Raw genomic sequence first — 22,916 nt, forward strand, 5'->3', positions numbered from 1 at the left:
GTCTCTCCAACCGTGCATGTTCATGCTGCGCAATCGAATTATCGCTGCTCAATTTATTATTGAGCAGCGATAATTCGATGCTGGTATTTGGCTGCCCGGGTTGACTCAGCGCGGTGAGGCTGGATCGCTGCCCGGCCGTATTTGCTCATGTCAAAGTCAATATCGGCCGTTGCCGGACATCGTGCCGAGTTCGGCGATGCTCGCGCAGATCGAGTGGATTACCTTTAGGGATAGTCGGCGCCACCCACCTTGATCCGATACCTGAACACGCGCTGGCCGAGCCCTCATGCGTGCATATCCAAGCGGGCAGACGTCATTCGAAAGGATCGCCAACGGGCTTGCCGTCTACGAACATCTGGCGCCGGGTTACATCACGCAGTTCTACTTTGCCGGACGCGATGCCGGCGTTAATCTGCTTGACCCGTTCGGTTCCGGGAAAAGTCTTGTCGCCGGGCTCGTTCGACCAGACATTGCCCTCCCGCCTCCATATGTTGACGCGCGTGCCTTGGAGAACAACCGCCTCATCGCTTCCAGCTTTGTATACCACCGCGCAGGGATCTTCGAGGCCGCAAGCATTATAGTCGGGCAGCCTGGCGAGCAGTGTATCGGGTAGCGCAATCTTGCGCGGCAGGATGGTCAGGCGTTGTTGATCGATGACGGGCTTAGGGCTTTCCAGGCGTAAGTCGGAAACCTCCCAGCGACTCTTGGCCTTCGTCGCTTCGGCAGCGGCCGCGCGGATTGCCGGCGTGGCGCCGGTCCGGGCAAGGTCACGCACAGCTTCAACCCCGGCAGAGCCGAATTCGAAACGCAGCGCGCGCCAGTCGAACTTATCGGCAGGGGTGGTTCCATTTCTCAGGCGCGTGACTTGATCGCGGGTGGAAAGCGCCCCGAAGCTGACCAGCGGCGTCGAAAGCAGAAAAGCCAGTGCACACAGGGCGACTGCAAGATGCAGGTTGGCCGTGCGCAGATAAGCAGCTGGAGCCAACCGGCCACGTATCACGGCAACCAAACTGGCCAGACCATAAGCGCAGGCGATGCCGGTGAACATAACCGCCCAGAGCCGGTCGGGTGTAAGACCGTACTGGTGGATGCGGCTGCCGGTGGAAATCGCGGCGATGACCGCCAGCGGCAGCACCGCCAGGCACAGCGCCTGGGCGCTGAAGCGTAGCACAGGACTGCGGGGCGTCTGCATATCGGTCTCGCCGATGACGGCATTGGTCAGACACAGAGCGCCGATAATGCAGCCCAGCAGGATAGGCGTGGTCGACTTGGTTGCCTCCCACAAGGGCGCAAGGCCCGTGACGGGAATGGCCGCGAGAAAAACGATGAGCCCCAGCGCCAGCACCGGCGCGAGTACCGCCAGCACAGTGGTGACCACCCGCTGCAGCAGGCCGAGGATCTGCTCGCGGTCGCGCAGCAGGCCGATGCCGGCGCCCAAGGCGGCGCCGATCAACATGAGGATAACCCAGTGCTCCTGTAGGAGATCGTGCAGCAAGCGGATGCCGATCAGCCGGAAGAGTTCGCCCAGCAGCAGCGCCATCAGCCAGGCAATGCAAACGAAGACCCAGGCTGCACACCACAGTACCACGTTGGTCCACGCGTAATGGTAGGCCTGTACATAGGGGATATCGAGGCGGCTATTGGCCTGGTCCCGGTAGCCCCGCCATGACTGAAAAAGCGGCGCGGCGATTATCACGCTGAGCAGAGCGCAGGCCGGTTGCCAGATATCAGCCGAGCCGTACCAATTAAACGGCCCGTTCCAGTAAGTGGCGAGGGCCACCACAAAACCGGCGACAGCGGCGAAGCTCAAGGTCCACGTCGGCCTTGTTCGCTCGACCAGGAAGCCTAGTAATATCGCGCCGATACCCAGGAAAGTGGCAAGCGCCAGCTTGATCTGAGCGACTTCTTCCGATGCCGGGGGAATTTCATGGCGCAGGGTCAGGACGTGGATCGCCAGCCCGGTGAACGCTCCAAGCAGCGCCAATCCCCAAGCTCGCAAAGGCCAGTCGGCAGGTGCGGCGTCAGCCTCGGATGGAGGGGGCGACGAGGGCGATAAAAGGGTGCTCATGGGCGCTGTCCTTTTCGGCTGGCGATCTGTCCACCGTGATGTGACCGCGAGGGCTGCGGATGGATGACCTGGCCCTAACCTATAAATGATCGATGTTCAATAAAATAATTGAACATCGATCATAAGGTGCTCACGAATAGAAGGGAATGCGGCCCATTTTGTAACTGCCGCCCCAAGGTATGAACACGATCTGGTCGGTCTCATTGGGCAGGTCGAGAAGATATTCGCCTTTGACGATGGGTCCCGGCGCTTCGCCGTCATCGCTGCCCGGGCGAAAGGCACGGAAGCGGCCTTCGCGTATGCCGGCGATCACGGCGGGCGTGAAGATACGCGCGTAGTTCTTCAGCAGATCGGCGCGGGTATCGGCGGAGCGGGCCGGTTCGGCACCGCTGAAGTCCTTGAACGGCAAGGCCGTCATGTCGGCGACCCGTTCCCGGTCGTCGGCGAGCACGGCTTTCTGGAAGTCCGAGAAGAAGCTGGGGAAGGGGCGTCGCAAACGGGATTCCGCGGCAAGCGTAGCCTTGGGCGCTTGCGCCTGAACTGCCGATGGCAGCATAGCGGCAAGAGCGAAGCATATGACCAATTTACACGTCCGGGAACAATACATGGATCGGATCCTCGTGGCAGGGTGCGGTTTCAGAGCGAATCGTCGCTCATCTTGACCAGTGTCCAGCACTGGCCAGTGCGGCGGAACAGGTAGCGCAGCTGATAGCCGCCGTCGGACTGCGCCAGCTTCACTTCGCGGTCGTTGGCCGAAGGGATGCTTATGCTGGTTTCCAGACGCTGGGCTCCGCGCTGTGCCTTGTCTGGCATCAGGGGAAACTCGATTTCGCCGGCGACCAGCATCTCTTCAACCGGAGTGGGTTCTGGCTGGGCGTCGGCATCGACGTGGCTCGATGCCAACGGCACCGCGACATGTGTGCGCTGGACTGCCGGGTCGTCCATGAAGGCAGTAAGGAAGCCCTTGAAATCTTTCGCGGGGCAAGTCGCGGCGAGGGATGGCATGGGCGCAGCCATGGCCAGCGCCAGCAATGTAGCTTTGGACGTTTTCTTCATTGCAAACTCCTTGGGACAAGTGCGATCAGGGCGCGGCGCTGCCGATGTAGAGGGACTTGCCGGCATCGAAATTCCAGATGACATTTTCCTTCTCGGTCACAGGGCGCACTTTGCCGCCTGGCCCTGATGTGGTGCCGCTGACCTTGCCTTCCAGTTCCGGCCAGCCATCGTTCGAACTGCGGCCGGTGGTAGCCAGCCAGCCGAATGAGTTGTAGCAGCGATTGGGCTGTGCCCCCTGATCGCAGTCGAGGCTGTTGTCCGCACCGATGTTGATGGAGCCCGCATAAGTCCACTCGCCAGACTTATCCGGCACACTGCGGAACATGTTGTAATTGTGCATGGTGATACCGCCCATAGCCGTCTCGGAAGTGGGGTAACCGATGAGTATGCCGCCCGGTACCGCCTTTTCGAAGAGGGGCAGGCCGTCCTCCTCCACGGGTGGATTGCCAGCTGTGCCACTGGGATAGACCCCGCCAAAATCGATCTGTCGGGCAAGCAGCTTCCAGCGCCCCCCTTCCTGCACGTAGGTAACCTGCGCGAGCGAAAGTTTTGTGTAGGGGGACGCAATACCGTTTTCGCCGGGCGGATTACGTGCGGTGGCGACGACGGTGTACCACTTCTTGCCGTCGATATTCGAGTTCAGGCTAAGCCAGTAGGACACTTCTTTGCCTTCCAGCATGCAGGTCTCGTCGTGGACGGGGGTTTTGCAGATGGCGCCCAAGGCATCTTCGTGTTTGGGCACGGATGGCTCGGGGGCGGCTTGCGCGTAGGCGGGTCCAGCGGGGAAAAGCGTGGCGGCCATTGGCATGAGCAGCAGCGGGGAACGGGTTTTGTTCATCGCGGTACCCTCAGTTCAACGAATTCATGAATACCAGCCAGCTTTCGCTTCGCGCCTTCTGCGTTGCCGCATCGGCGCTTCGCACGTGGCACAGCCTGTAGCTGTCGTCGTGGTCTTCTTCGGAAGAGGGGCTGCAGGACCAGACGGTCGTATCCAGGGTTTCATGCGGCGTGACCACACTGACGATCCGCGAGCCCATGATGCCGTTCATCATGTCCGGCCACTCGCTGTCGGGATCGGACGACCGGGAGCACATTCTGTTGAATTTCGGATTCTCGCCGCTGGGCGGGAAGCAGTGCTCGGCCCGGTTGGCGTAAAGCGACTGCAGGAATGCTTTGCCGTTGGGCGATGCGGTGGCCTTCGGGAGACGGAAAAATTAGCACGGTATAGTGCGATACCTGGCGCGAACTGCCGGCGAGAAGATGAACGCATTGAAGGTTTGATCGGCCTGCGCCCGCAAGTCGGCTGCAGCCATGGTGGCACCGACAAGACCCGGCAGGGGCATGATCGGAAGCGTGGCGAAGGCCACGAAATGGCCGGAATTGATACAAACAGGATACGTTGCAGACGCATGACGGTACCCAACCCGTTGATTCTGTTCACACAGGTATCGCCGTATTAATCGCTGTTCAATATAAATATTAAACACTATACAATTTAAGGCGATTTTCCTATGAATCCGCGATGGCACGCCGATCAGATCATAGCCGCAAAGAACTGGAACAAATGCTCATCGTTGAGGGGCACAAGCACATGGCCGAAGTCGGCTTTGCGCGCTTCTCTGCTCGTGAAGTCGCGAAACGGATCGGCTATACCATCGGCACTCTCTACAACGTCTTCGGCAGCTACGACCGGCTAATCATCGCGATCAACACCCGCACGTTTGTGTTGTGGACCGACTATATTCGCAAGGCGCTGGCAGAGGGCGGGGAAGACCGCATCCGCGCACTGGTCGGAGGGTACTTCGGCTTTGCCCGGTCCAACCGCAATGCCTGGATGGCAATCTACGATCATCATCTGCCACCCGACGCCGCCATGCCGCCCGAGCATGACTTGCTACGCGGCGAACTGACCGACGTCGTGGTGGCTGAGGTAGCCGCAGCGCTGCCCGAATCTTGCCGTGACCAGGCACCGCGGCTTGCCCGGTCCCTGGTCGCCACGGTCCACGGCCACTGCACGTTTGATCTCAATGGCAGCTTCGCCTTGATGGGTGAACGCGATCCGGCGGGGCTTGCTCTGGCGCGCGTGCGTGAGAGCCTCACCAATGCGCTTGACCATTGCTGAAGGGCTGACAACACTACATTTTATTCTAAATTGATCGTTGTTCATAAATTGTATTGAACATAGATCGTAATTTTTCGATCCCTGTAGCTTGACGATTTGCCGCGATCCTCGCCAAGGGTTTCAGCGAGTAATCGATGCAAGTCTATGTCACTGGCTCAGGGCAATACTTGCCCGGGCCGTGGGTCACCAACGATCGTATGGGCGACTATATCGGCCACTCGTCCGGCCACGTCGACCACCCGCACCCGCCACCGTCTGGCTGAGCGAACTGATGCGGCTTGTGGATGAAGAAAAAGTCGATGCGGACAGGGGCGACCATTTCCCGCATGCGGACTTCTGTAGTCGTAATCACTGGCGGATGTCAGGAGTTTGAGCCTTCCGGCACCTGGCGGCGAACCACATGGCTCCGACGATGAACCAGAGCACAAGTGCTATCAGGCGCATCGGGACGGTCAGGATGAGCAGCCAGCCCATCACACGCCCGTGTAGAGCAACTGGCTTATATCGGCACCTAGGACGAAGCAAGGATCTGCCATAGCCTCATTGACACGCCAGCCCAGCATTCCTGCCGCGGCACGTGCCAGGAAACGGAAATTTCCGCCTTGGCGTGGCTTTGAAGAAGGAGTTGCCGCGCCAACAATTGCGCGAGCGTTTGGGGGCACGACCTTGCGCGGTGCTATCGACATGTCCGACCGCTGGCAGAGATCGCGACGGTCAAACCAGACCGTTGGCGATAGCGAAGGCCACCATGTGCGAGCGGTTGCGGGTGCGCGTCTTCAATCTGATATGATCTATGTGCCTTTCCACCGTGCGCGGGGCGATGTTCAACTGCTTGGCGACTTCCTTGGCGGACAGTCCCTGGGCAATTGCACGCAAGATCTCCGATTCCCTGTTGGTCAGCCCTTCAATGCTTACGCCAACTCCATCAGCCATACCGTCAGTCCAATTTGTTGCACATCTGACCAACCATAGTTGCTGGCAGCAACGCGATCTTCCGGTGATTGCGGCTACGATGCAACGGCAATAGATGTACGTAAAAAAACGTACTGCGAACAAAACTGGTGCTCGCACTACAAACTGTGTTATATAAATTTACCGATGGGAAAATCCTATAGGGGTCGCCAGCGAAGTTTCGATTTCCCAAAATTCCAAGTGTGAAGCCTTGAGTAAAATAATCTCTTGTTTTCATGAATTTATGGGGGAAATTATGGCCGAAAAACTTTGCAATCTGCAACTCACCGTTCGGGAATCTGAGGTGGTTTGCTTGGTGGCTCGCGGGATGTCCGCGAAAGAGGTCGCACTAACTTTGTCAATCGCACCATGCACGGTTGAGCGGCATGTTGAAAACGTGCGGTTGAAAACCCGCACTAGAAACCGCGTTCACATGATTGCCTATGTCATCCGCAACGGCATGATTGGTGATGCGGCGCCGGGATATATATTCAACGCGGCCTAGACATTGGGGGCACCAATGACGGCGCTATCATCCGATCCTCACAGTCTCGGTAACGGCGATGGTGTCCTGCGAGAAAGCGGGCTTCCCGACGGTCGGGCCTGGTCGATACCGATACAGTGCATGCAAGGCGCTGTACGCTTCATCGATATAGGTCTCATCGTCGCAGCCAGTTTGCTCGCAGGGGAGGTGCTGGGGCACTACGAAGGACAAATGCAGACGCTTCGCCTCGATCGAATCGGGGTGGTGTCTAGCGCTCTCTTCGCGGTAATAGCCCAACTCGTTGGGGCTTACGAACTTCAGGCTCATCTTTCGGCGGGTCGGTCGGTAATGCGGGCATTGAATGCCTGGGCAGGGGTAACGCTATTCGTTCTTGGTCTTAGTGCCGCTTTGCTTGGCAGGATGCCGCTTGCTGCGGGCGATATCTATATCTGGTCTATCGCTTGCGGCAGTGCTCTAGCGCTGGGCCGGATCGGCATGGCTACGGCAATGACGGGCCTGCGGCGGCGCGGGGTGTTCGATCAACGCAGTGCCGTGATCGGAACCGGGCAACAAGCGGCTGAACTGGTTCGTTATATAACGCAGCACAAGCTACTGACGCTTTCACTCACGGGCTTTTACTGTGACGATGAATCCGAACCTCTCGATTTCCAGACCATGCCGCAGGGCGGCGCGTTGCCCTATCGCGGCAACATTACTGCCTTGCTGACGGCGATCCGCCTTGGGGCGATTGACCGGGTCATCATCGCATTGCCGCAGGGGCAGGAAAACCGGGCCCGCGCGATCGTGGCCCGCTTGTCGGATACTCCGGTCGAAATTCGCCTGGCGCCTGCAAGCGGCGGCTTTTCCTGGACGCAGAATGCCGTGACGGTGCTGGGCGAGTGGCCTGTCCTCACATTGCTGGACTGGCCGCTTTCACGCGGGCAGCGCCTGCTCAAGGCAACGGAAGATCGTTTGCTTTCAATGTTGGCACTGATCCTGCTGGCGCCGCTGATGCTGATCGTCGCGATCGCCATCAAGCTGGATTCGCCGGGGCCGGTGCTGTTCCGGCAGAAGCGGCAGGGCTATAACTGCCGCGACTTTGAAATCCTGAAATTCCGCACCATGCAGGTCTCTGGGGACGCGGATGCCGTGGTGCAGGCGCGGCGAAACGACCCGCGCGTCACTGCCGTTGGCGCTATCCTCCGGCGGACCAGCCTGGACGAACTGCCGCAGTTGCTCAATGTTCTGCTGGGCCATATGTCGATGGTGGGGCCGAGGCCTCATGCCGTATCGACCCGCGCCGCCGGCCGCCTGTTCGGAGAGATATCGCAGTCCTACCCAGCGCGGCATAACGTGAAGCCTGGCATGACAGGCTGGGCGCAAGTCTGCGGTTGGCGCGGCGAAACGCATAGCGAGGAGCAACTGCTCCGTCGTCTGGAACATGACCTTTACTACGTGCGCAACTGGTCAATCTGGTTCGATCTGCGTATCCTGGCGCAGACGGTCGTGACGGTGCTGCGCCAGCAGAACGCATACTGACCGGCTAGCCGCCGCGCGAAACCTGATGGATTAGGCGCGTCGATCCTCATGATCGATGGTGCGCGCCCATGCGGCGGTGTAGCCGTTCAGTGGCGGGCAGCAGCCCACCTCCAGAACGATCTGCCCATCCATGCGCACTGGCCTGCGCCCTTTAAGGCCTGAATGGATTTGCGCCGCCGGCATGGTCAATCCATGCCCCAGCGCTTTCAGGCACGCTTCCTTGCGGGTCCAGCCCTGAAGAAAGCCGGTGCCATGCCTAAAGTGTGGCGGCAGCGAGGACAGCGCCAGTTGCTCTCTTGGATGAAAGTGCAGGGCGCTCAATTCGTCGGCATCGGGAATGGGTCGGTCGCATTCGATATCGACACCGACTGCGCTGTCGCAGTCGATCCCCATCAGTGCTACGTCGCCCGCATAGCTGAGACTGAAATGACAGTCTGCTGGCTCTGTGAGTTGAGGTTTGCCGTCGGGCCCTGGAACGAAGCGCTGCCGGTGCGGAGCGAGGCCGCAATATTCCTTCAGCACCAGCCGCAGGGCGATGTGCGCGTTGAGATAGCGTTCCCGGTTGCGCGAGAACGCGAAGCGGGCTGCGCGGCCGCGCTCCTCCTGTGAGAGCCAGGCGATGCCCTCGGCTGGCGGCGGGCCGGATAAGTCCAGCAGCCACAGCTCCAATGGTACGTCGCCCACCAGCGGACGGGCTAGGGACGAAAGGTTGAGAGCGCCAACCACCGCCTTCAGGCCCGCACAGGCAAGGCTTGTGCGTCGTTGAACAACGCGGATCGTGCGATGAAGTCCCGCAGTAGAAACGGAACTACCGTGTCTTTTCGCGATCGCATACGGCGCAGCAAACGCCACCACACATGCCCCGCCAGCCAGGCGACGTCCGCGATGATGGCATAACCCTTGCCGTGGTTAACGATGAAATAGCGGCGGCGGGAATCGAACCAGTAACGCGGAATACGGGAGTCCTGATTGTCCTTTAGCCCTGTGCTCTGGCCAGCAATGTGCATGACCACCGCCGAGGGAAGATACCAGCAACTCCAGCCCTGCTGCAGCGCCTTTCGGCAGAAGTCGGTTTCTTCGTAATAGAGGAAATATCCCTCATCCATCAGGCCAGCGGCATAGAGCGTTGCGCGCCGGACCACCATGCTGGCGCCCGATACGGAATCGACCTGTTCGGGGGCGGTTCCCATGACTTTGGCCACGCAATGGTCTCGCAGGAGTTTAGTGAGCGGCCCGAAGGAGGCGCCGCGTTCCAGTTCACTCAGGATGGACGGAAAGCGGAAGGCGAAAGGCCATGGCATTTCATTGCCGTAGAGCAGCAGGTTCCCGGCAATTCCTACAGTCGGGTTGGCCTCGAAAAAATCGAGGAAGGTCTTCAAGGCGCCGGGATGCACCCGGGTATCGGGGTTCAGCAGCCAGAAAAGGTCAGGCGCCGCTGCATCGCCAAGCGCTGCTCTGATCGCAAAGTTGTTGCCGGCCGCAAACCCGCCATTGACGGGAGATCGCATCAGGCTGGCCCAGCCCGACCAGTCCCGCGTTTTAATCGCTGTTTCAATCGTGTCTGCCGAACCGTCACGCGAATCGTTGTCCACCACCACAACGCGGGTGCCGGGGTAGGCGGCAACTTCGCTCTCCAGACTGGCCAGGCAGTCGACGACCAGATTTCCGGTTCGATAGTTCACGATTACGACCATCAGGGTCGGCCGCTGCTGGTGTTCCATGAGGGCGTTCCCCATTATATCACTGAACTTGCAACTGGGCCGTCTCCGGCCTGCGCCCAAAATCGAACGAAGCCGGGGGTGCAGGCATGATGGGGATAGGTTCCTGCACTACATCTTCGTCCGGGCGGGCGCGGGCTATGGCCTCGCGCATTGCGCCAGCCAGTACATCCACATTGGGTTCCTGAAGGACGCTGCTGTGGCCGCCCGGCACCGAGACTACCGTTACGTCGCCCTCGACCCGCTTGCCCCAGCCGAAGATGCAGTCGGTGTAGAGATCGGAATAGGGAACGTCGTCGTCGGCGCCGGTGCCCTGCATGGCCTTGAACAGGACCACTTCGCCGCCTTCGAACAGGCCGCCCGGACGGTGGGCCCGGTGGGCGACTTCGTAAAGGTGGAGGAACGACAGTTTAGGTGCAGCGACCTTTATGTCGTCGTTCGCCGCGCTTGGCCCTTCGGCCATGCGGGCGACCTTGCGCGTGCGGCTCATCCATTCGAGGCGGGTCGATACGTCGTAGACGACGGCGTTGGCAGCGCGGCGCATCAGGAGGCCGACACTGGGCTGCGGCCCGCCTGCATCACCGCGCAGCAGCGCCCGGACGCGCTGGATGCGGGTGCGGGTGATATAGAACGAGCGTTTGTGCGCTTCGACGTCCGCTGCATCGACTATGCCGACAAATGCCGTAGTTTCTCCCATGTCCTGCAACTGGCGGGCCATCTCGAAGGCGATGACGCCCCCGGCGCAAAGCCCCGCGATGAGGTAGGGGCCATGCGGCTGCACCGTCTGCATCCGCACGATATAGGCGCTGGCCATCTCGGTGATGCTGGTGTGCAGGTAGGCGCCGCCGGCATAGACGTCTGGCTCGATGCCCATGACCGGACGTTCGGGGTCCATCCGCATCGCCAGCGCACGGTATAGCAGTGTTTCGCCAAGGCCGTCGTGGACCAGGAACAGCGGGGTTTTCCGGCTGCCGGGACGGATGGTGATGATCTTTCTGTTAGCGGCGACCTCCTCCTCCGGCGCTTCGCTGGAGCTGACGGCGGCGGCGCCTTCGGGATCGATCAGGCGGCCCAGTTTCTCCACTGTCGCGCTTTCCAGCAATGTCGCTAGTGGCAATTGCTTGCCGGTTCGTTTGCGCAGGCGGTTCATGAACTGCACGCCCAGCAGCGAGTGGCCGCCAAGGTCGAAGAAGTCGTCGCTGCGCTGGATGTGTCTTACGCCTAGCATCTCGCTCCAGATTTCAGCGATGATGCGCTCGGCAGCGGTCGCCGGGGGATCGCCGCCGGGGGCTTCGTCGTCTCGCTCGAACGCCGCTGCCGGCTGATAGGGCGCGCGGATCCGATCCAACGTCTGGTGCAGGTCGGTAGGGGAGATGATGACATGGCTGGCCCGCGAGCCCGCCAGCAGGCGCTCGACAATAGCCACGCCTTCGGCCGAAACCAGACCGTCACTCGCCGGTTCTGGCGGAAGCAGCCTGTTCGCCGCGCGCGGAGCCGCAGTTTCGGCGCCGGAAAGCCGGGCGGTGTCCGAAAGCTGGAGCATCGTGAATTCGGCGATCTCAGCTACTACCCTGCCGTGCGGGTCGAGGAGCGTCACGTCGAACACGGCAATGGCATCGCTTGTCGCAGGGCGGCAACGGACATGGCTGAACAGGTGGGCAGGGCAGGCTTGGTAGAGTTTGATCGCGCCGTACGAGGCAGGCGCGAAGAAATCCTGGCCCGCTCGGCGCCCTGGAATCAGGCACTGAGCACCCGCCGTCGCGAAATCGAGCAGGGCTGGATGCAGCGCGATATGCGCAAGATCGTGGGCGAATCGCCGGTCCAGCGCCAGTTCCAGCACAGCCTCACCTTCTGCGGTGCGCAATTGCCGGACCGACCGCCAGCGCGGCCCGAAGCGCATCATCGACGATGCATCGACAAGTGCTTCGGCATTGCCTTCGGCAGGCATGCGTTGCAGCAGTGCAGGCACGTCCTGCGGCGCTAGGGGTGCGGCGGCGAGGCGGCGGACCGTACCACGGACATGCTCGGTCCAGCTTTGATCGGCGTCGCCGTTCGCGGCGCGGCCGAGGATGGCGAAATGCCAGTCGCCGTCGCGCTCCTGGTGCATGTGGACGCGCAAGGTTCGACTCTCGCCATCGGGGACGGCGAAGGGCGCAAGGAACAGGATGTCGGCTAATTCGCTCGGTCCGGCCTCAAGGCTGTCGAAAGCGGCACGCGCCAGTTCGAGAAAGCCGGTGCCGGGGATGAGGGCGCTGCCGTCTGCCAGCCTGTGTTCATCCAGCAGCCAGTGGCGATCGGGCGAAAGCGCGCCCTCGACGATCACCTCTGATGGCGACAGGCGATGCAGGGTGTGCAGGAACGGATGGTCCATAACCTCGCCTGCACCCAGTGGCGCGGTCGCCCGGTCTGGTGCGGCCTGTTCCGCGAGGCCCGCTGCCATTCCCACGTCCTGCCAGCGGCTCCAGGCGATGGAGACGACGTTCGTCACATCGTCGCGCCGGCTTTGGGAGTAGGCATCGAGGAAGGCATTCGCCGCCGCATAGTCGACCTGTCCAGGTATCCCGGCGAAGGCGCTGATCGATGAGAACAGCAGCATGAATTCGGGCTGCTCATCCTTGAGGGCCGCGTCCAGCGCAAGCGTTCCGTGAAGCTTGGGTGATAGCACGCGGTCTACCGATGACCGGGTCTTGAGCTGGAGCAGTCCATCGTCGATCACGCCGGCGGTGTGGAACACGCCGTCGATCGGGCCCCATTGCCGGTGGATCTGCTTCACCGCCCGGCGCACCGCGCGAACATTGCAGACATCGGCAACGATCAGCATGACTTCGCCGCCGGCTGCCTCGATCGCGTTGATCTTGCGGATCGTGCGGGCCACCGGATCCGCTCCGGCGCGGGCCATGATGTCTTGCCACTGCGCGCGCGGCGGCAAGGCGCGGCGTGCCAGCAGAGCCAGCCGGGCCTTACGGGTCCGCGCAAGGTGCCCGGCCATCACCATGCCCAGCCCGCCAAGGCCGCCGGTTATCAGGTACACGCCCTCCTGCTTCAACTGGATATCGGCCGGTATCGGCGGGGTGACCGGCGCCCGGGCTGCGGCAAAGCTCGCGGTCCAGCGCTCGGAGGCGCGATAGGCGATGACTTCGGCGTCATCGGGCTGGTCGCTTTCCGCGACTAGCATGTCGCGCAATGTGGCCCAGGCGGGGCCGTTGCGGCGGGGCAGACGGATATCGACGCTGCGCACCCGGATTTCGGGATATTCACGCGGGATGACCCGGCAGGCCCCAAGGATAGTGGCCTTGGCGGGCACCATTCCTTCCTCGTCGCAGACGCGCTGAACACCGTCGGAGACCACCGTCATGGCAATCGAGCCGGTGTCGCCTTCTCCCAGTGCCTGGGTCAGGAAAACCAGACTGTGCAGCCCAAGGTCCTGCAAAGCGGCGGCATCGTGCGCAGTTTCGCCGGTTACCAGCCAGAGGTGATAGACGCGGGCGGGCGCGAGATCGCGATCCGCAAGCGTCGTGGCCAGACGACTGTAGTCCTCGGCGGCGCGAACATTGATTTCGAACATCTCGTCGCCCAACTGGCGAAAGCGCCGTCCCGGCCGCACGGATATGACGCGCTGGCCTTTCCCGCGCAGGCTGGCAGCAATTTCGGCGCCAAGCCCGGTCTTGTCCTCGAACACCAGCGTCACGCCGTCCTGTGCGGCGACTGCCTCCTGGCCTGCGCGGTGCCAGATTGGCTCGTATAGCCAGTCTGCCATATCCACATGGCGGGGAAGGGGCTGATCCGGCGCGATCTCGGGTTCCAGCGCGGCGAGTGCAGCCGTGCCCGGTTTGAACCAGTGCCGCTGCCGGTCGAACCGGTAGGTGGGCAAAGGCAGGCGGCAGCGCCGCTCTGCCGCCCAGTAAGCGTCCCAGTCCGGGGTGAGGCCGGCAGCCCAAAGGTTGCCCAGCGTATCGAGGACATGGGCCAGATCGCCGGACTTGCGCTCATCCTTGTGGGGGAGGCTGTTTAGGACCGGCAGGTCGGCACTGCGGTCCGGGTGCTGCCGGGCGAGGCTCGAAAGGACCCGGCCGGGGCCGACTTCCAGCAGTACGCGGTCGGGATCGCCCAGCAACCGCGCCAGACCGTCGGTGAAGCGGACAGGCTGGCGCAGGTGCGTTACCCAGTATTCCGGGTCGGTCGCCTGCGCGGCGGTGATCCAGTCACCGGTCAGGTTTGATACGAAAGCGAGGGTGGGGGGGCTGAACTTGACCGCCGCCAGCACTTTCCTGAACGCATCCAGGACCGGGTCGAGCATGGCCGAATGCGCCGCCACCGAAATGCCTACGGTCTGGCTTTCCACTTCGCGCGCGGTCAGTTCTTCGGCGAAAGCGGCGATGGCGGCGGCAGGGCCGGATACGACGACCAGCTGGGGGCCATTGACTGCCGCGATCGAAAGTTCGGGCAGGAGCAGGGGCACAACGTCCGCCTCGGCCATCGGCACGCTGAGCATGGCGCCGCCGGGCACCGTCTCGAACAGACGGCCCCGGGCGCGCACGATGGTCAGGGCGTCGGAAAGGCTAAGCACACCGGCCAGGTGCGCGGCGGCATATTCGCCCGAGCTATGGCCGATCATCGCGGTGGGCTTCACCCCCCAGGCGATCCAAAGCCGCGCCAGCGCGACCTGCACCGAGAACAGCAGCGGCAGCGCGATGGAGGGGCGCTGCATCGCAAGTGCCGCTTCCTCGGCGTTCGGGGCATCCGGGTAGAGCCAGCCTTTCAAGGCCGCACCTTCCTCGCGTCCCAGATGGGACAGGCACTCGTCTATCACCGCGCGAAACTGCGGCTCACTGGCATAGAGTTCCGCGCCCATTCCGGTATATTGGGCGCCGGCGCCGCAGAACAGGAAAGCGACCGAACGGTTTGTGCTGCCCGTGACGGCCTTGCGCGGCCTTGAATTGGCGGGCTGGGCCAACGCCTCAGCAGCTTCAGCTCCGTCCCGTGCGACCACAATCTTGCGATATGCCAAGGATTTGCGACCAGTACTTAAAGTAAATGCGACATCCGCCAGGTTTACCTTCGGATCCGCCCGCAGGTGATCGCTCAGAGCGGCGGCATTAGCCTCCAGCGCCGTAGCCGTCTGGGCGGACAGGGTAAGTACCTGCCACGTCCGGCCGGCACTGCCGGGCGCACGCGGCGGGGCTTCCTCCATGATGACGTGCGCGTTGGTCCCGCCGACCCCGAGTGAGCTGACACCCGCGCGGCGCGGCTTGCCGGGAAGGCGGGGCCAGGGCTGGAATTCGCCTGCTACCGAGAAAGGGCTGTCTGCAAACTCGCAGGCCGGGTTGGCCCGGGAGTAGTGAAGCGTCGGGGCGATGGCGCCGTGGTGCAGCGACAGGCCCACCTTGATAACGCTGGCCACCCCGGCAGCGGTGTCGGTATGGCCAATATTGCCTTTCACCGAGCCGATGCGGCAAAAGCCGGTGTCGGCGGTATGGCGCCGGTAAGCCTGGCTCAGCGCGGCGATCTCGATCGGGTCACCCACGCGCGTGCCGGTGCCGTGCGCCTCGACATAGCCGACGCTGCGGGCATCGACCTGAGCCACGTCGAGCGCTTCACTGACGACGCCGGCATGGCCATCGACGCTGGGGCTGAGGTAGCTGACTTTGCCCGACCCGTCGTTGTTGACCGCCGAGCCGCGGATCACTGCGTAAATATGGTCGTTGTCGGCTACCGCATCCTCAAGCCGGCGTAGCACGACGATGCCCACGCCGCTGCCGAACACGGCACCGGTCGAATCCGCATCGAAGGGCCGGCAGTGGCCGTCGGCGCTGGTGATCTCGCCTTCTTCGTAAAGGTAGCCCTGAGCATGGGGCAGTTCGATGGAGGCGGCGCCGGCCAGTGCCATGTCGCATTCGCGGTTCAGCAGGCTCTGCACCGCGCTGTGGATTGCCACCAGCGAGGTCGAGCACGCCGTCTGGACGTTGACGCTCGGCCCCTTGAGGTTGAGCAGGTAGGATACGCGGGTCGACAGGAAATCTTTGTCGTTACCGGTGTGGCGCAGCAGGAACGGCCCAACATCGCGGACCAGCTTGGGGTTCGTCAACAGGTTGCTGAACAGGTAGGCGTTGTGGCCGGTGCCGCCGAAGACGCCGATGGCGCCCGGCACGCGGTCCGCGACGTGGCCGGCATCCTCCATCGCTTCCCAAGCGCATTCCAGGAAATGGCGGTGCTGCGGGTCCATGATCGCCGCATCGCGCGGACTTAGCCCGAACAGGGTGTGGTCGAAGCATTCCATGTCCGCCAGCGGCGCGCCGGCGCGGATGTAGTTGGGGCGGGCGATCATACGCGGATCGGCCCCGGCGGCGAGCAGGGCTTCCTCGGAATAGTGCTCTATTCCCTCGACGCCGCCGCGCAGCAGGTCCCAATAGGCGTCGATCCCCCGCGCCCCGGCGAAACGGCAGGACATGCCGACGATGGCGATTGCGTTCTCTGGCTCCTCGCCGCCGGCGGCAGGAAATTCCCCCCCGAAATGCTCGTCGTTGCGATACATGCCTTGTCTCACCCCGTTATCGTGTTGCCAGCGGCGCCCGAATGCTGCGGCGCCGGTCGAGTGCCGCGCGCCGTTCCGCCGCCCGCGCCTGACCTTCGATCACCGCCGCATTGCCTTCCGCGCCTCCCGACAAATGCGCGCTAAGCGTCTGGACGGTGGGAAAGCGGAAGATGTCGGTCAGCGGCAGCGGCCGGTCGAGTGCGGCGCGCAGTTGGCGGTGCACTTGAACCGCCAGCAGCGAATGCCCGCCGATGTCGAAGAAATTGTCACGGGTGCCGACCTTGTCCAGCTTGAGCACCTCACGCCAGATGGTCGCCACTCGCTCTTCCATGGCGTCTCCCGGCGCGACATAGTCGCCGCCGGGAGAAATCGCGCCGCTCTGCGGGGCAGGCAGCGCACCGCGATCGACCTTGCCGTTGGGCGTGCGGGGCAGAGCCCGCATTTCCATGAACAGGGCCGGCACCATGAACTCCGGGAGATGTACGCGCATATGGTCGCGCAGTACGTCGACAGGGGTATTGGCAACGTTTGCTGGTACATAATACCCGACCAGCCGGACATCCCCCGGAGTGTCCTCCCTGGCGGAGACAATCGCTTGCTCCACTTCGGGGTGACTGCTGAGCACCGCCTCGATCTCTCCCAGTTCGATGCGATAGCCCCGTATCTTGATCTGGTGATCCAGCCTTCCCAGGAATTCGAGCGTACCGTCGCTGCGCTGCCGCGCGAGGTCGCCGGTACGATAGGCCCGCGCACCGGGGCGGAAGGGGTGGGCGATGAACCGCTCAGCCGTCAGTTCCGGCCGGAACAGGTAGCCGCGCACCACGCCCTCGCCGCCGATCACCAGTTCACCCGGAATGCCCGGCGGGCAGGGCTGCTGGCGGCTGTCGAGGATGAAGACCTGCTGATTGGCGAGCGGCCGCCCCAACGGCACCGCGCCGGGCGCCCCGTCCAGTTTGTGGACGGCGGACCAGATGGTGGTCTCCGTCGGCCCGTACATGTTCATGACCGATGTACCGGCCAGCGCGTAAAGATCGTGTGCGAGGGAGGGCGGGAAGGCTTCGCCGCCGATCATCAGGCGCTGCAGCTTCGCCAGTTGCGCCCGGGCGGCATCGTCGGCAACCAGCATGTGCGCCATCGAAGGGGTGCACTGGAGATGGGTAACCTCATGCCTGGCCATCAGCGTGGGCAGCGTGGCCGACTGGACCGTGGGGCCCGGGTTCGCCATCTGCCGCAGCGCGTCGAGCGCGGGCAGGTGGTCCAGAACCTCTTTCACCGGCAGGCCGAAATCGATCAAACAGCCGATCTCGTCGATCCCCGCTGCCCGCACCCGTGCGACCATCGCCAGGCAGTCCTGCGGGGTGCCGAACAGGCCGCTGGTGTCGTAATAGCGGTCGAACGCATATTCCAGGAGAGCGTCCATCTCCGCCTCGGTGACGCTGGAGAGGTCGGCGTGGGCGCTCGATTCCTCCATGCCGGGGCGGCGCTTGAAGGCCGGGAACGACCAGGCGAACTTCTTCACCAGATCGGTCGAAGTACGCAAGTACGCGATCATCGGCCCGCGCACCGCCTCGCGTACGGCATCGGCATCGTTGCCGACGAAGCTGTGTAGCATCAGCGTGACATGACCCTCGCCGGGATGGCCTGCGGCTTTCCATGCCTCGCGGTAGCGGGCGACCTTGGCCGCCATTTCCTCCACCGTCTGGCCCAGCAGATGGGTGAGGACGAAGGTGCCCGCCGTACCTGCCGACACGAAAGTATCGACGTTGCCTGCCGAGGTGATCCACACTGGAAGCTCGCGCTGGACCGGGCGCGGGTAGATCGCCGTTTCCACGTCCTTGCCAAGCGGACCGGGGAAAGGCCGCGTCTCACCCCGCCACAAGGCGCGCACCGTATCGATGCCGCGCATCATTACGGCGTTGCGATCGGCGAAGTTCTCAGGGTTCAGCACGAAGTCGTTGGGCTGCCATCCGGCGGCAAAGGAGATTCCGACGCGGCCTTGTGAAAGGTTGTCGACCAGCGACCATTCCTCGGCCACGCGGATCGGATGGTGCAACGGCAGGACCACACTGCCACCCCTGATCTGCACGTTGCTGGTGATCGCGGCAATCGCCGCGCTGGCAACCGAAGGGTTGGGGTATAGACCGCCGAACGCATGGAAATGCCGCTCCGGCGTCCAGACGGCGGTAAAGCCGTGATTGTCCGCGAATTTCGCACCTTCCAGCAGCAGGCGATACTGGTCGGCAGCGCTGCTGGCATCGGCGCTGGGGAAGTAGAACAGGCTGAACTCGATCGGCGTCTGTACCGCGGCGATTGCCGGGGCAGCTTTGATATCGTCGTTCGTGGCAAGGACGACGTGGAAGCCCGTGGTGAGCGTCCAGCACAGTTCCAGCACCGAGATATCGAAGCTGAGGCTGGTCACCGCCAGCCATGTGCCGGGGGCCTCCAGCTTGCGGTCCATGCCCGCGAAAAAGTTCACCGCATTGCGGTGCTCCACCATGACACCCTTGGGCTTGCCGGTGGAGCCCGAGGTGTAGATCACATAGGCCAGGTTCTCCGGCCCGGCGAGCGCCGGAACCAGGTCGCTGGAACGCTCTGCGATGAAGGGCCAATCTCCGTCGAGGCACAAGATCGTCGCGTCGGTCGGCGGCAGGGCGTGGACCAGAGCGCTGTCGGTGACGATGATCGACGCGCGGGAATCCGCGATCATGTAGGCGATCCGGTCGGGCGGATAGCTAGGGTCAAGCGGCACGTAAGCACCGCCTGCCTTGTGGATCGCCACCAAAGCAACGACGAGGTCGACCGAACGGTCTGCGTTCAGGCCTACCAACACGTCGGGGCCGACGCCAAGCGCACGCAGTTGATGCGCAAGCTGGTTGGACCGGGCATCAAGCTCGGCATACGTCAGCGTCCGGTCGCGGCAGGTTACCGCCGGGGCATCTGGGGTGCGGGCCACCTGCTGCGCGAAGAGGTCATGGATACATAAGTCCCGGCGGATTTCCACGTCGGTCGCATTCCAGTCCTCGACCACGCGGCGCAGTTGATCCGGCGCCAGCAGCGGCAGTTCGCCTACCGGACGGTCGGGATCGGCATCGGCGCCGGCCAGCAATGCCAGGAAGGCGGCCTGCATCGTCTCGATGGCCTCTGTGTCGAGGCGGCGAGGATCGTGGAACCAGCGGCAGGCGCTGCCGTCCGAGAGGAGGGCGATGGTAAGGTCTGCGGCCGGGCGGGCGACTGCCTTGTCAAGGTCCTCGACCAGAAGGATCGCGACGGGCAAGGTGGAGGGGTCTTCAGCGCCGCTGCCCCGCAGTTCGGGACTGCGTGCGAACAGGTCTGCGGCATGGCCGATCCGTCGGCGAATCTGGCGGATTTCAGTGCAGAGCGCTTCGCGAAGATGCGACATGCCGGAAGAGAAATCGATGTCGATACCCAGCGGCAACTGGGGCGAGAACCATGCCTCCAGCCCGCCGTACTGGCTCGTCAGGATCGGGTCGCTATAGCCCAGGTCGTATCGGGGCTTGTCGGTAATGCGGCCAAGGCAAGCGACCAGCGCCGCCAGCACGGCGCGCTCCCGCGCGGGGGTAGCGATTTCGCTACCAGGGACCGCAAGGTCGCAGTGGACCATCTCTGGCGCAGCGTCCGCCTGGCTGCGATCGACATGCGGGAGCAGAAGCGGCTCGCGGCGGGCAAGCCGTTTGCGCCACCAGGGTTCGAAACTGCCGACGGCGGAATTCAGCGTCGACAGGTCCGCACGCTGCTGCAGGTTCGGATTTTCCAGCCGTGCACCGGGTTGCAGGCCATGTTCGCCGGGACGGCAGGGCAGGCCGCCGCAAGTGCTGATCGCGCCGATCCGCAAGTCATGGGTGGCGGTAGCCACGACCAGTTCTTCGCCCTGGATCGAGACGATGGTGCCTGCGGGCAGTCCCGAGCAGGCAGGCTGGATCGAAGCCTTGCCGACCAGCAGCACCTGTCCGTCAATACTGAGCTTCGGCGAGCCAAGCGGATTGGCATAGCTGCCATGGTCGAGAGCCCTCACGACCCGCGCAATCGCTTGGGCATCGCCATTCCAGTCGATCATCCCGGCCCCGGCGGGCCGGGCGGTCAGGCCATAGAGCTGGCCTGGCGCATTGTCCTGTCGGCGTGGTTTGATCGTGTCGGTTTCCAGGCCCATAATCAATGCGTCGAAGCTGTCGAGCGCGGTGATGAAGCACTTGGTGTTAACCGAAAGCGCGCTGTCTTCGGCGTCGAGGTCAACCGCGCGGGTCAGCAACAAGTCGCCCGCGTCGATGTCTGCCGTCATCAGGTGCCAACTGATTCCATGCCGGGTTTCGCCGTTGAGCAGCGCCCAGACTGGGGTATTCAGTCCGGCATAACCGGGCAGCACGCCGTCATGGAAGTTGATCGCGGCGCGGAGCGGCAAGGACACGATTTCCGCCGGCAAACGGCGCAGGTTGGTGATGCTGAACAGGTAATCAAAGGCGGGTAGGCCCGCATCGATCAGCGCCGACGGCGTTTCCAGCACCGGTATGAACTCCCGACCCGCCCAGTCGAGGATCGGGGTCTGGTCGCTGACGATCGCGACGATGTCATGCCCGCGATCCCGGAGCTTTGCAGCACATTCGATGAGCAGTCTTTCCGAGCCGATGAGGACGCAGCGCGATTTCATGCCCATCCCCGATGCGGGGCCGGCGAATGTCATGAAAACACCACCGGTACGGAGCGACGACGCGAAGCCGGGACGCCAACCACGAGCGCGCCGAGAAGCAGCATCGCCAGCATCCAGGTGTCGACGTTCCAGTCCGGCCCTGCTGCTACCGGGGGACAGGCCCCCTGCGGCAACAGCAGGGGGGTATCACCTTCGCGTGCAGCCTGGACATGGCCGGCCGCTACGTCGACAGTGCAATGTGCATCGCCGCCGGTGGGATGTCCGGCGGCGTTCGCCGGGGAACTTGCCATCAAGGCAACGGAAATCAGAAAACTGGAAACAATGAGACGCATTTGCCCCTCCACCGCATGATTATGCGTTGTTGATGGTCGATCAAAATTTCGGAGATCGCCTGCCATTTTGTAAAACGAATTTGGCTGGATCGTTATTTCATGTTTTACGGTATTACTTATCACCACATCAATTTTTACTTGTGTTTCGCGAATTTTTTGGGCTTGCGCAGGGCGCGAATCCAGTCTTCCGATTACGCCTGAAATTTCGGATATCTGAATACCCCTCGCAGTCGCGCGGACGGTAATTGCACTACACGATCGCTTCTCATCGATCTTCAGCGTCTCGCTCAAGGCTTGCGACTGGTGCGCACCCAGAGGGTCTGCCTGGCACCGGCAAGGCGGCGATAGATCGGCAATTTCCACAGGACGTATCGGGGCAGTTGCCGCGCCATCGCAGCCGGCAGTATTTCGCGCCCTAAGCGGAACCAAACGAGCATCAGCGCCGCCGTCGCCGCCGCGCCTGACCCCAACAGCGCGAGCAGTGGTGCAAAGGTGCCGGTGAATATCGCGATCAACGCCAGCAGCGCGCAGATCGGCACCATCATGCTGGCGAGCAGCGCAAGCGGCGGTACGGCAATGTCTGCTGCCAGCACCAGCAGGGCGGGACGCCCGCGAAGGGAAGCGGCTATCAGGCGGGGCACGTACTGGGCCATGGTCGTGACCGAGCCATGCTCCCAGCGGGTGCGTTGGCCTTGGGTGGCGCTCTCCGCGCTTGCACTGCTCGTAAAGACGGCCAGCGGATCGAATTTCACCTGACGTCCAGCCAGCCTGAGGTCGAGCCCCAGCTTGAGATCCTCCACCAGCGAGGCCGTTTCCAGCGGCGCGGCGTTGAACATCGGCCAAGGAAAGGCCATGCCCGTACCTTGCAGCAGGGCACCGCCGCCAAGGCGTTGCAGGCCAGTCTGGCGCACCAGATTCTTGACGAGGAAGGCAAAGATGGAAAACCGCACCAGCGGTGTCGCGTCTGGTGCTCCGGTCAGGAGATAGCATCCCTGCACGGCCGCGCTCTTGCCCGCCGCATGCGCAGCGAGGCGGGGCAAGGCGCCCCTTGTGGGCAGGCAATCGGCATCCAGGACAATGATGATCGGGGTCGGCTGCAGACGCAGCGCTTCACGCCCGTAGGCAAGGGCATAAGCCTTGCCGCGCAGATCGGGGTCATTGCGCTCCACCACCTCGGCGCCGCAGGCCTTGGCCATGGCGGCGGTGCCGTCGGTGCAGTTGTCAGCTACCACCAGCACCCTGTCGCAGAGCCGCAGTTGCAGGCGCACCGCGCGTATCACGGCGGCGATGCCGGTTACTTCATCATGCGCCGGTATCAGTACGGTGAATGGAGGGGGCAAAATATAGGGTGCTTTTACCGAAGGCGAGGCCCCTAGCAGGCATTCCACCGCCAGCATGAGCAGCGGAATTCCGACAATGGCGACCAGCACCCAGCAGAGAATATCGATCAT

16 protein-coding genes are annotated in these 22,916 nt (G+C 62.9%); 3 read left to right on the top strand and 13 right to left on the bottom strand.

Annotated features, from left to right (window positions below):
* Window positions 1-313: 313 nt before the first annotated feature.
* The 5 genes from V474_RS09320 to V474_RS09340 all read right to left on the bottom strand — a co-directional run bounded on the left by V474_RS09320 (window position 314) and on the right by V474_RS09340 (window position 4,176).
* The gene (locus tag V474_RS09320) at window positions 314-1,984 is read right to left on the bottom strand and encodes a DUF4153 domain-containing protein (RefSeq protein ID WP_059151224.1); all 1,671 of its coding nucleotides are present in this window, start codon (window positions 1,982-1,984) and stop codon (window positions 314-316) included.
* A gap of 214 nt (window positions 1,985-2,198) precedes the next feature.
* Window positions 2,199-2,564 carry a hypothetical protein gene (locus V474_RS09325; RefSeq protein WP_148649336.1) on the bottom strand — a complete coding sequence of 122 codons (366 nt, stop codon included), beginning with the start codon at window positions 2,562-2,564 and terminating at the stop codon, window positions 2,199-2,201.
* 140 nt (window positions 2,565-2,704) lie between these two features.
* Entirely contained in the window at window positions 2,705-3,124 is a 420-nt protein-coding gene (locus tag V474_RS09330; protein ID WP_059151226.1) for a hypothetical protein, read from the bottom strand.
* Window positions 3,125-3,149: 25 nt separating this feature from the next.
* Window positions 3,150-3,962, bottom strand: coding sequence for a hypothetical protein (locus V474_RS09335; RefSeq protein ID WP_059151227.1), 813 nt, complete (start codon window positions 3,960-3,962; stop codon window positions 3,150-3,152).
* A gap of 10 nt (window positions 3,963-3,972) precedes the next feature.
* Window positions 3,973-4,176 carry a hypothetical protein gene (locus tag V474_RS09340; RefSeq protein ID WP_148649337.1) on the bottom strand — a complete coding sequence of 68 codons (204 nt, stop codon included), beginning with the start codon at window positions 4,174-4,176 and terminating at the stop codon, window positions 3,973-3,975.
* 470 nt (window positions 4,177-4,646) lie between these two features.
* Between V474_RS09340 and V474_RS09345 the strand changes: the two genes are divergently transcribed.
* On the top strand, window positions 4,647-5,246 hold the full coding sequence (locus tag V474_RS09345; protein WP_059151229.1) for a TetR/AcrR family transcriptional regulator: 600 nt from the start codon (window positions 4,647-4,649) through the stop codon (window positions 5,244-5,246).
* Between the two features lie 714 nt (window positions 5,247-5,960).
* Here the strand turns inward: V474_RS09345 and V474_RS09350 are convergent.
* On the bottom strand, window positions 5,961-6,179 hold the full coding sequence (locus tag V474_RS09350; protein ID WP_059151230.1) for a response regulator transcription factor: 219 nt from the start codon (window positions 6,177-6,179) through the stop codon (window positions 5,961-5,963).
* A gap of 274 nt (window positions 6,180-6,453) precedes the next feature.
* Between V474_RS09350 and V474_RS09355 the strand changes: the two genes are divergently transcribed.
* Window positions 6,454-6,702, top strand: coding sequence for a response regulator transcription factor (locus V474_RS09355; RefSeq protein WP_082057843.1), 249 nt, complete (start codon window positions 6,454-6,456; stop codon window positions 6,700-6,702).
* Window positions 6,703-6,729: 27 nt separating this feature from the next.
* On the opposite strand, the gene V474_RS26545 is transcribed toward V474_RS09355, so the two are convergent.
* Complete coding sequence (locus V474_RS26545) at window positions 6,730-7,008, bottom strand: hypothetical protein (protein WP_059151232.1); 279 nt, start codon at window positions 7,006-7,008, stop codon at window positions 6,730-6,732.
* Here V474_RS26545 and V474_RS09365 point away from each other — a divergent pair.
* Window positions 6,889-8,220: an undecaprenyl-phosphate glucose phosphotransferase gene (locus tag V474_RS09365; RefSeq protein WP_236711152.1), complete on the top strand. Its 1,332-nt coding sequence runs from the start codon at window positions 6,889-6,891 to the stop codon at window positions 8,218-8,220. The genes V474_RS26545 and V474_RS09365 overlap by 120 nt on opposite strands.
* 30 nt (window positions 8,221-8,250) lie before the next feature.
* Here V474_RS09365 and V474_RS09370 read toward each other — a convergent pair whose 3' ends face one another.
* The 6 genes from V474_RS09370 to V474_RS09395 are packed head-to-tail and all read right to left on the bottom strand — an operon-like array spanning window position 8,251 to window position 22,916.
* Window positions 8,251-8,904: a 4'-phosphopantetheinyl transferase family protein gene (locus tag V474_RS09370; protein WP_148649338.1), complete on the bottom strand. Its 654-nt coding sequence runs from the start codon at window positions 8,902-8,904 to the stop codon at window positions 8,251-8,253.
* 47 nt (window positions 8,905-8,951) lie between these two features.
* Window positions 8,952-10,001, bottom strand: a complete 1,050-nt coding sequence (locus V474_RS09375) for a glycosyltransferase family 2 protein (protein WP_236711030.1) — start codon at window positions 9,999-10,001, stop codon at window positions 8,952-8,954.
* Window positions 9,961-16,470 carry a type I polyketide synthase gene (locus V474_RS09380; protein ID WP_059151236.1) on the bottom strand — a complete coding sequence of 2,170 codons (6,510 nt, stop codon included), beginning with the start codon at window positions 16,468-16,470 and terminating at the stop codon, window positions 9,961-9,963. The genes V474_RS09375 and V474_RS09380 overlap by 41 nt, the downstream gene beginning before the upstream one ends.
* A 16-nt stretch (window positions 16,471-16,486) precedes the next feature.
* Window positions 16,487-21,166 (bottom strand): MupA/Atu3671 family FMN-dependent luciferase-like monooxygenase, encoded by a 4,680-nt coding sequence (locus tag V474_RS09385; protein ID WP_201786017.1) that lies wholly within the window; start codon window positions 21,164-21,166, stop codon window positions 16,487-16,489.
* Window positions 21,163-21,756 (bottom strand): hypothetical protein, encoded by a 594-nt coding sequence (locus V474_RS25550; RefSeq protein WP_148649339.1) that lies wholly within the window; start codon window positions 21,754-21,756, stop codon window positions 21,163-21,165. Before V474_RS25550 ends, V474_RS09385 begins: the two co-directional genes overlap by 4 nt.
* Window positions 21,753-22,916 carry a glycosyltransferase family 2 protein gene (locus V474_RS09395; protein ID WP_059151239.1) on the bottom strand — a complete coding sequence of 388 codons (1,164 nt, stop codon included), beginning with the start codon at window positions 22,914-22,916 and terminating at the stop codon, window positions 21,753-21,755. The genes V474_RS25550 and V474_RS09395 overlap by 4 nt, the downstream gene beginning before the upstream one ends.

The sequence above is a fragment of the Novosphingobium barchaimii LL02 genome, from assembly GCF_001046635.1.
GTDB lineage: Bacteria > Pseudomonadota > Alphaproteobacteria > Sphingomonadales > Sphingomonadaceae > Novosphingobium > Novosphingobium barchaimii.

What these genes read in the sequence shown, in the direction of transcription:
- V474_RS09330 (WP_059151226.1), bottom strand. Translation starts at nt 3,124, where the DNA reads ATGAAGAAAACGTCCAAAGCTACATTGCTGGCGCTGGCCATGGCTGCG.
- V474_RS09380 (WP_059151236.1), bottom strand. Translation starts at nt 16,470, where the DNA reads ATGTATCGCAACGACGAGCATTTCGGGGGGGAATTTCCTGCCGCCGGC.
- V474_RS09340 (WP_148649337.1), bottom strand. Translation starts at nt 4,176, where the DNA reads ATGATGAACGGCATCATGGGCTCGCGGATCGTCAGTGTGGTCACGCCG.
- V474_RS09335 (WP_059151227.1), bottom strand. Translation starts at nt 3,962, where the DNA reads ATGAACAAAACCCGTTCCCCGCTGCTGCTCATGCCAATGGCCGCCACG.
- V474_RS09355 (WP_082057843.1), top strand. Translation starts at nt 6,454, where the DNA reads ATGGCCGAAAAACTTTGCAATCTGCAACTCACCGTTCGGGAATCTGAG.
- V474_RS09345 (WP_059151229.1), top strand. Translation starts at nt 4,647, where the DNA reads ATGGCACGCCGATCAGATCATAGCCGCAAAGAACTGGAACAAATGCTC.
- V474_RS09395 (WP_059151239.1), bottom strand. Translation starts at nt 22,916, where the DNA reads ATGATCGATATTCTCTGCTGGGTGCTGGTCGCCATTGTCGGAATTCCG.
- V474_RS26545 (WP_059151232.1), bottom strand. Translation starts at nt 7,008, where the DNA reads ATGAGCCTGAAGTTCGTAAGCCCCAACGAGTTGGGCTATTACCGCGAA.
- V474_RS09350 (WP_059151230.1), bottom strand. Translation starts at nt 6,179, where the DNA reads ATGGCTGATGGAGTTGGCGTAAGCATTGAAGGGCTGACCAACAGGGAA.
- V474_RS09385 (WP_201786017.1), bottom strand. Translation starts at nt 21,166, where the DNA reads ATGACATTCGCCGGCCCCGCATCGGGGATGGGCATGAAATCGCGCTGC.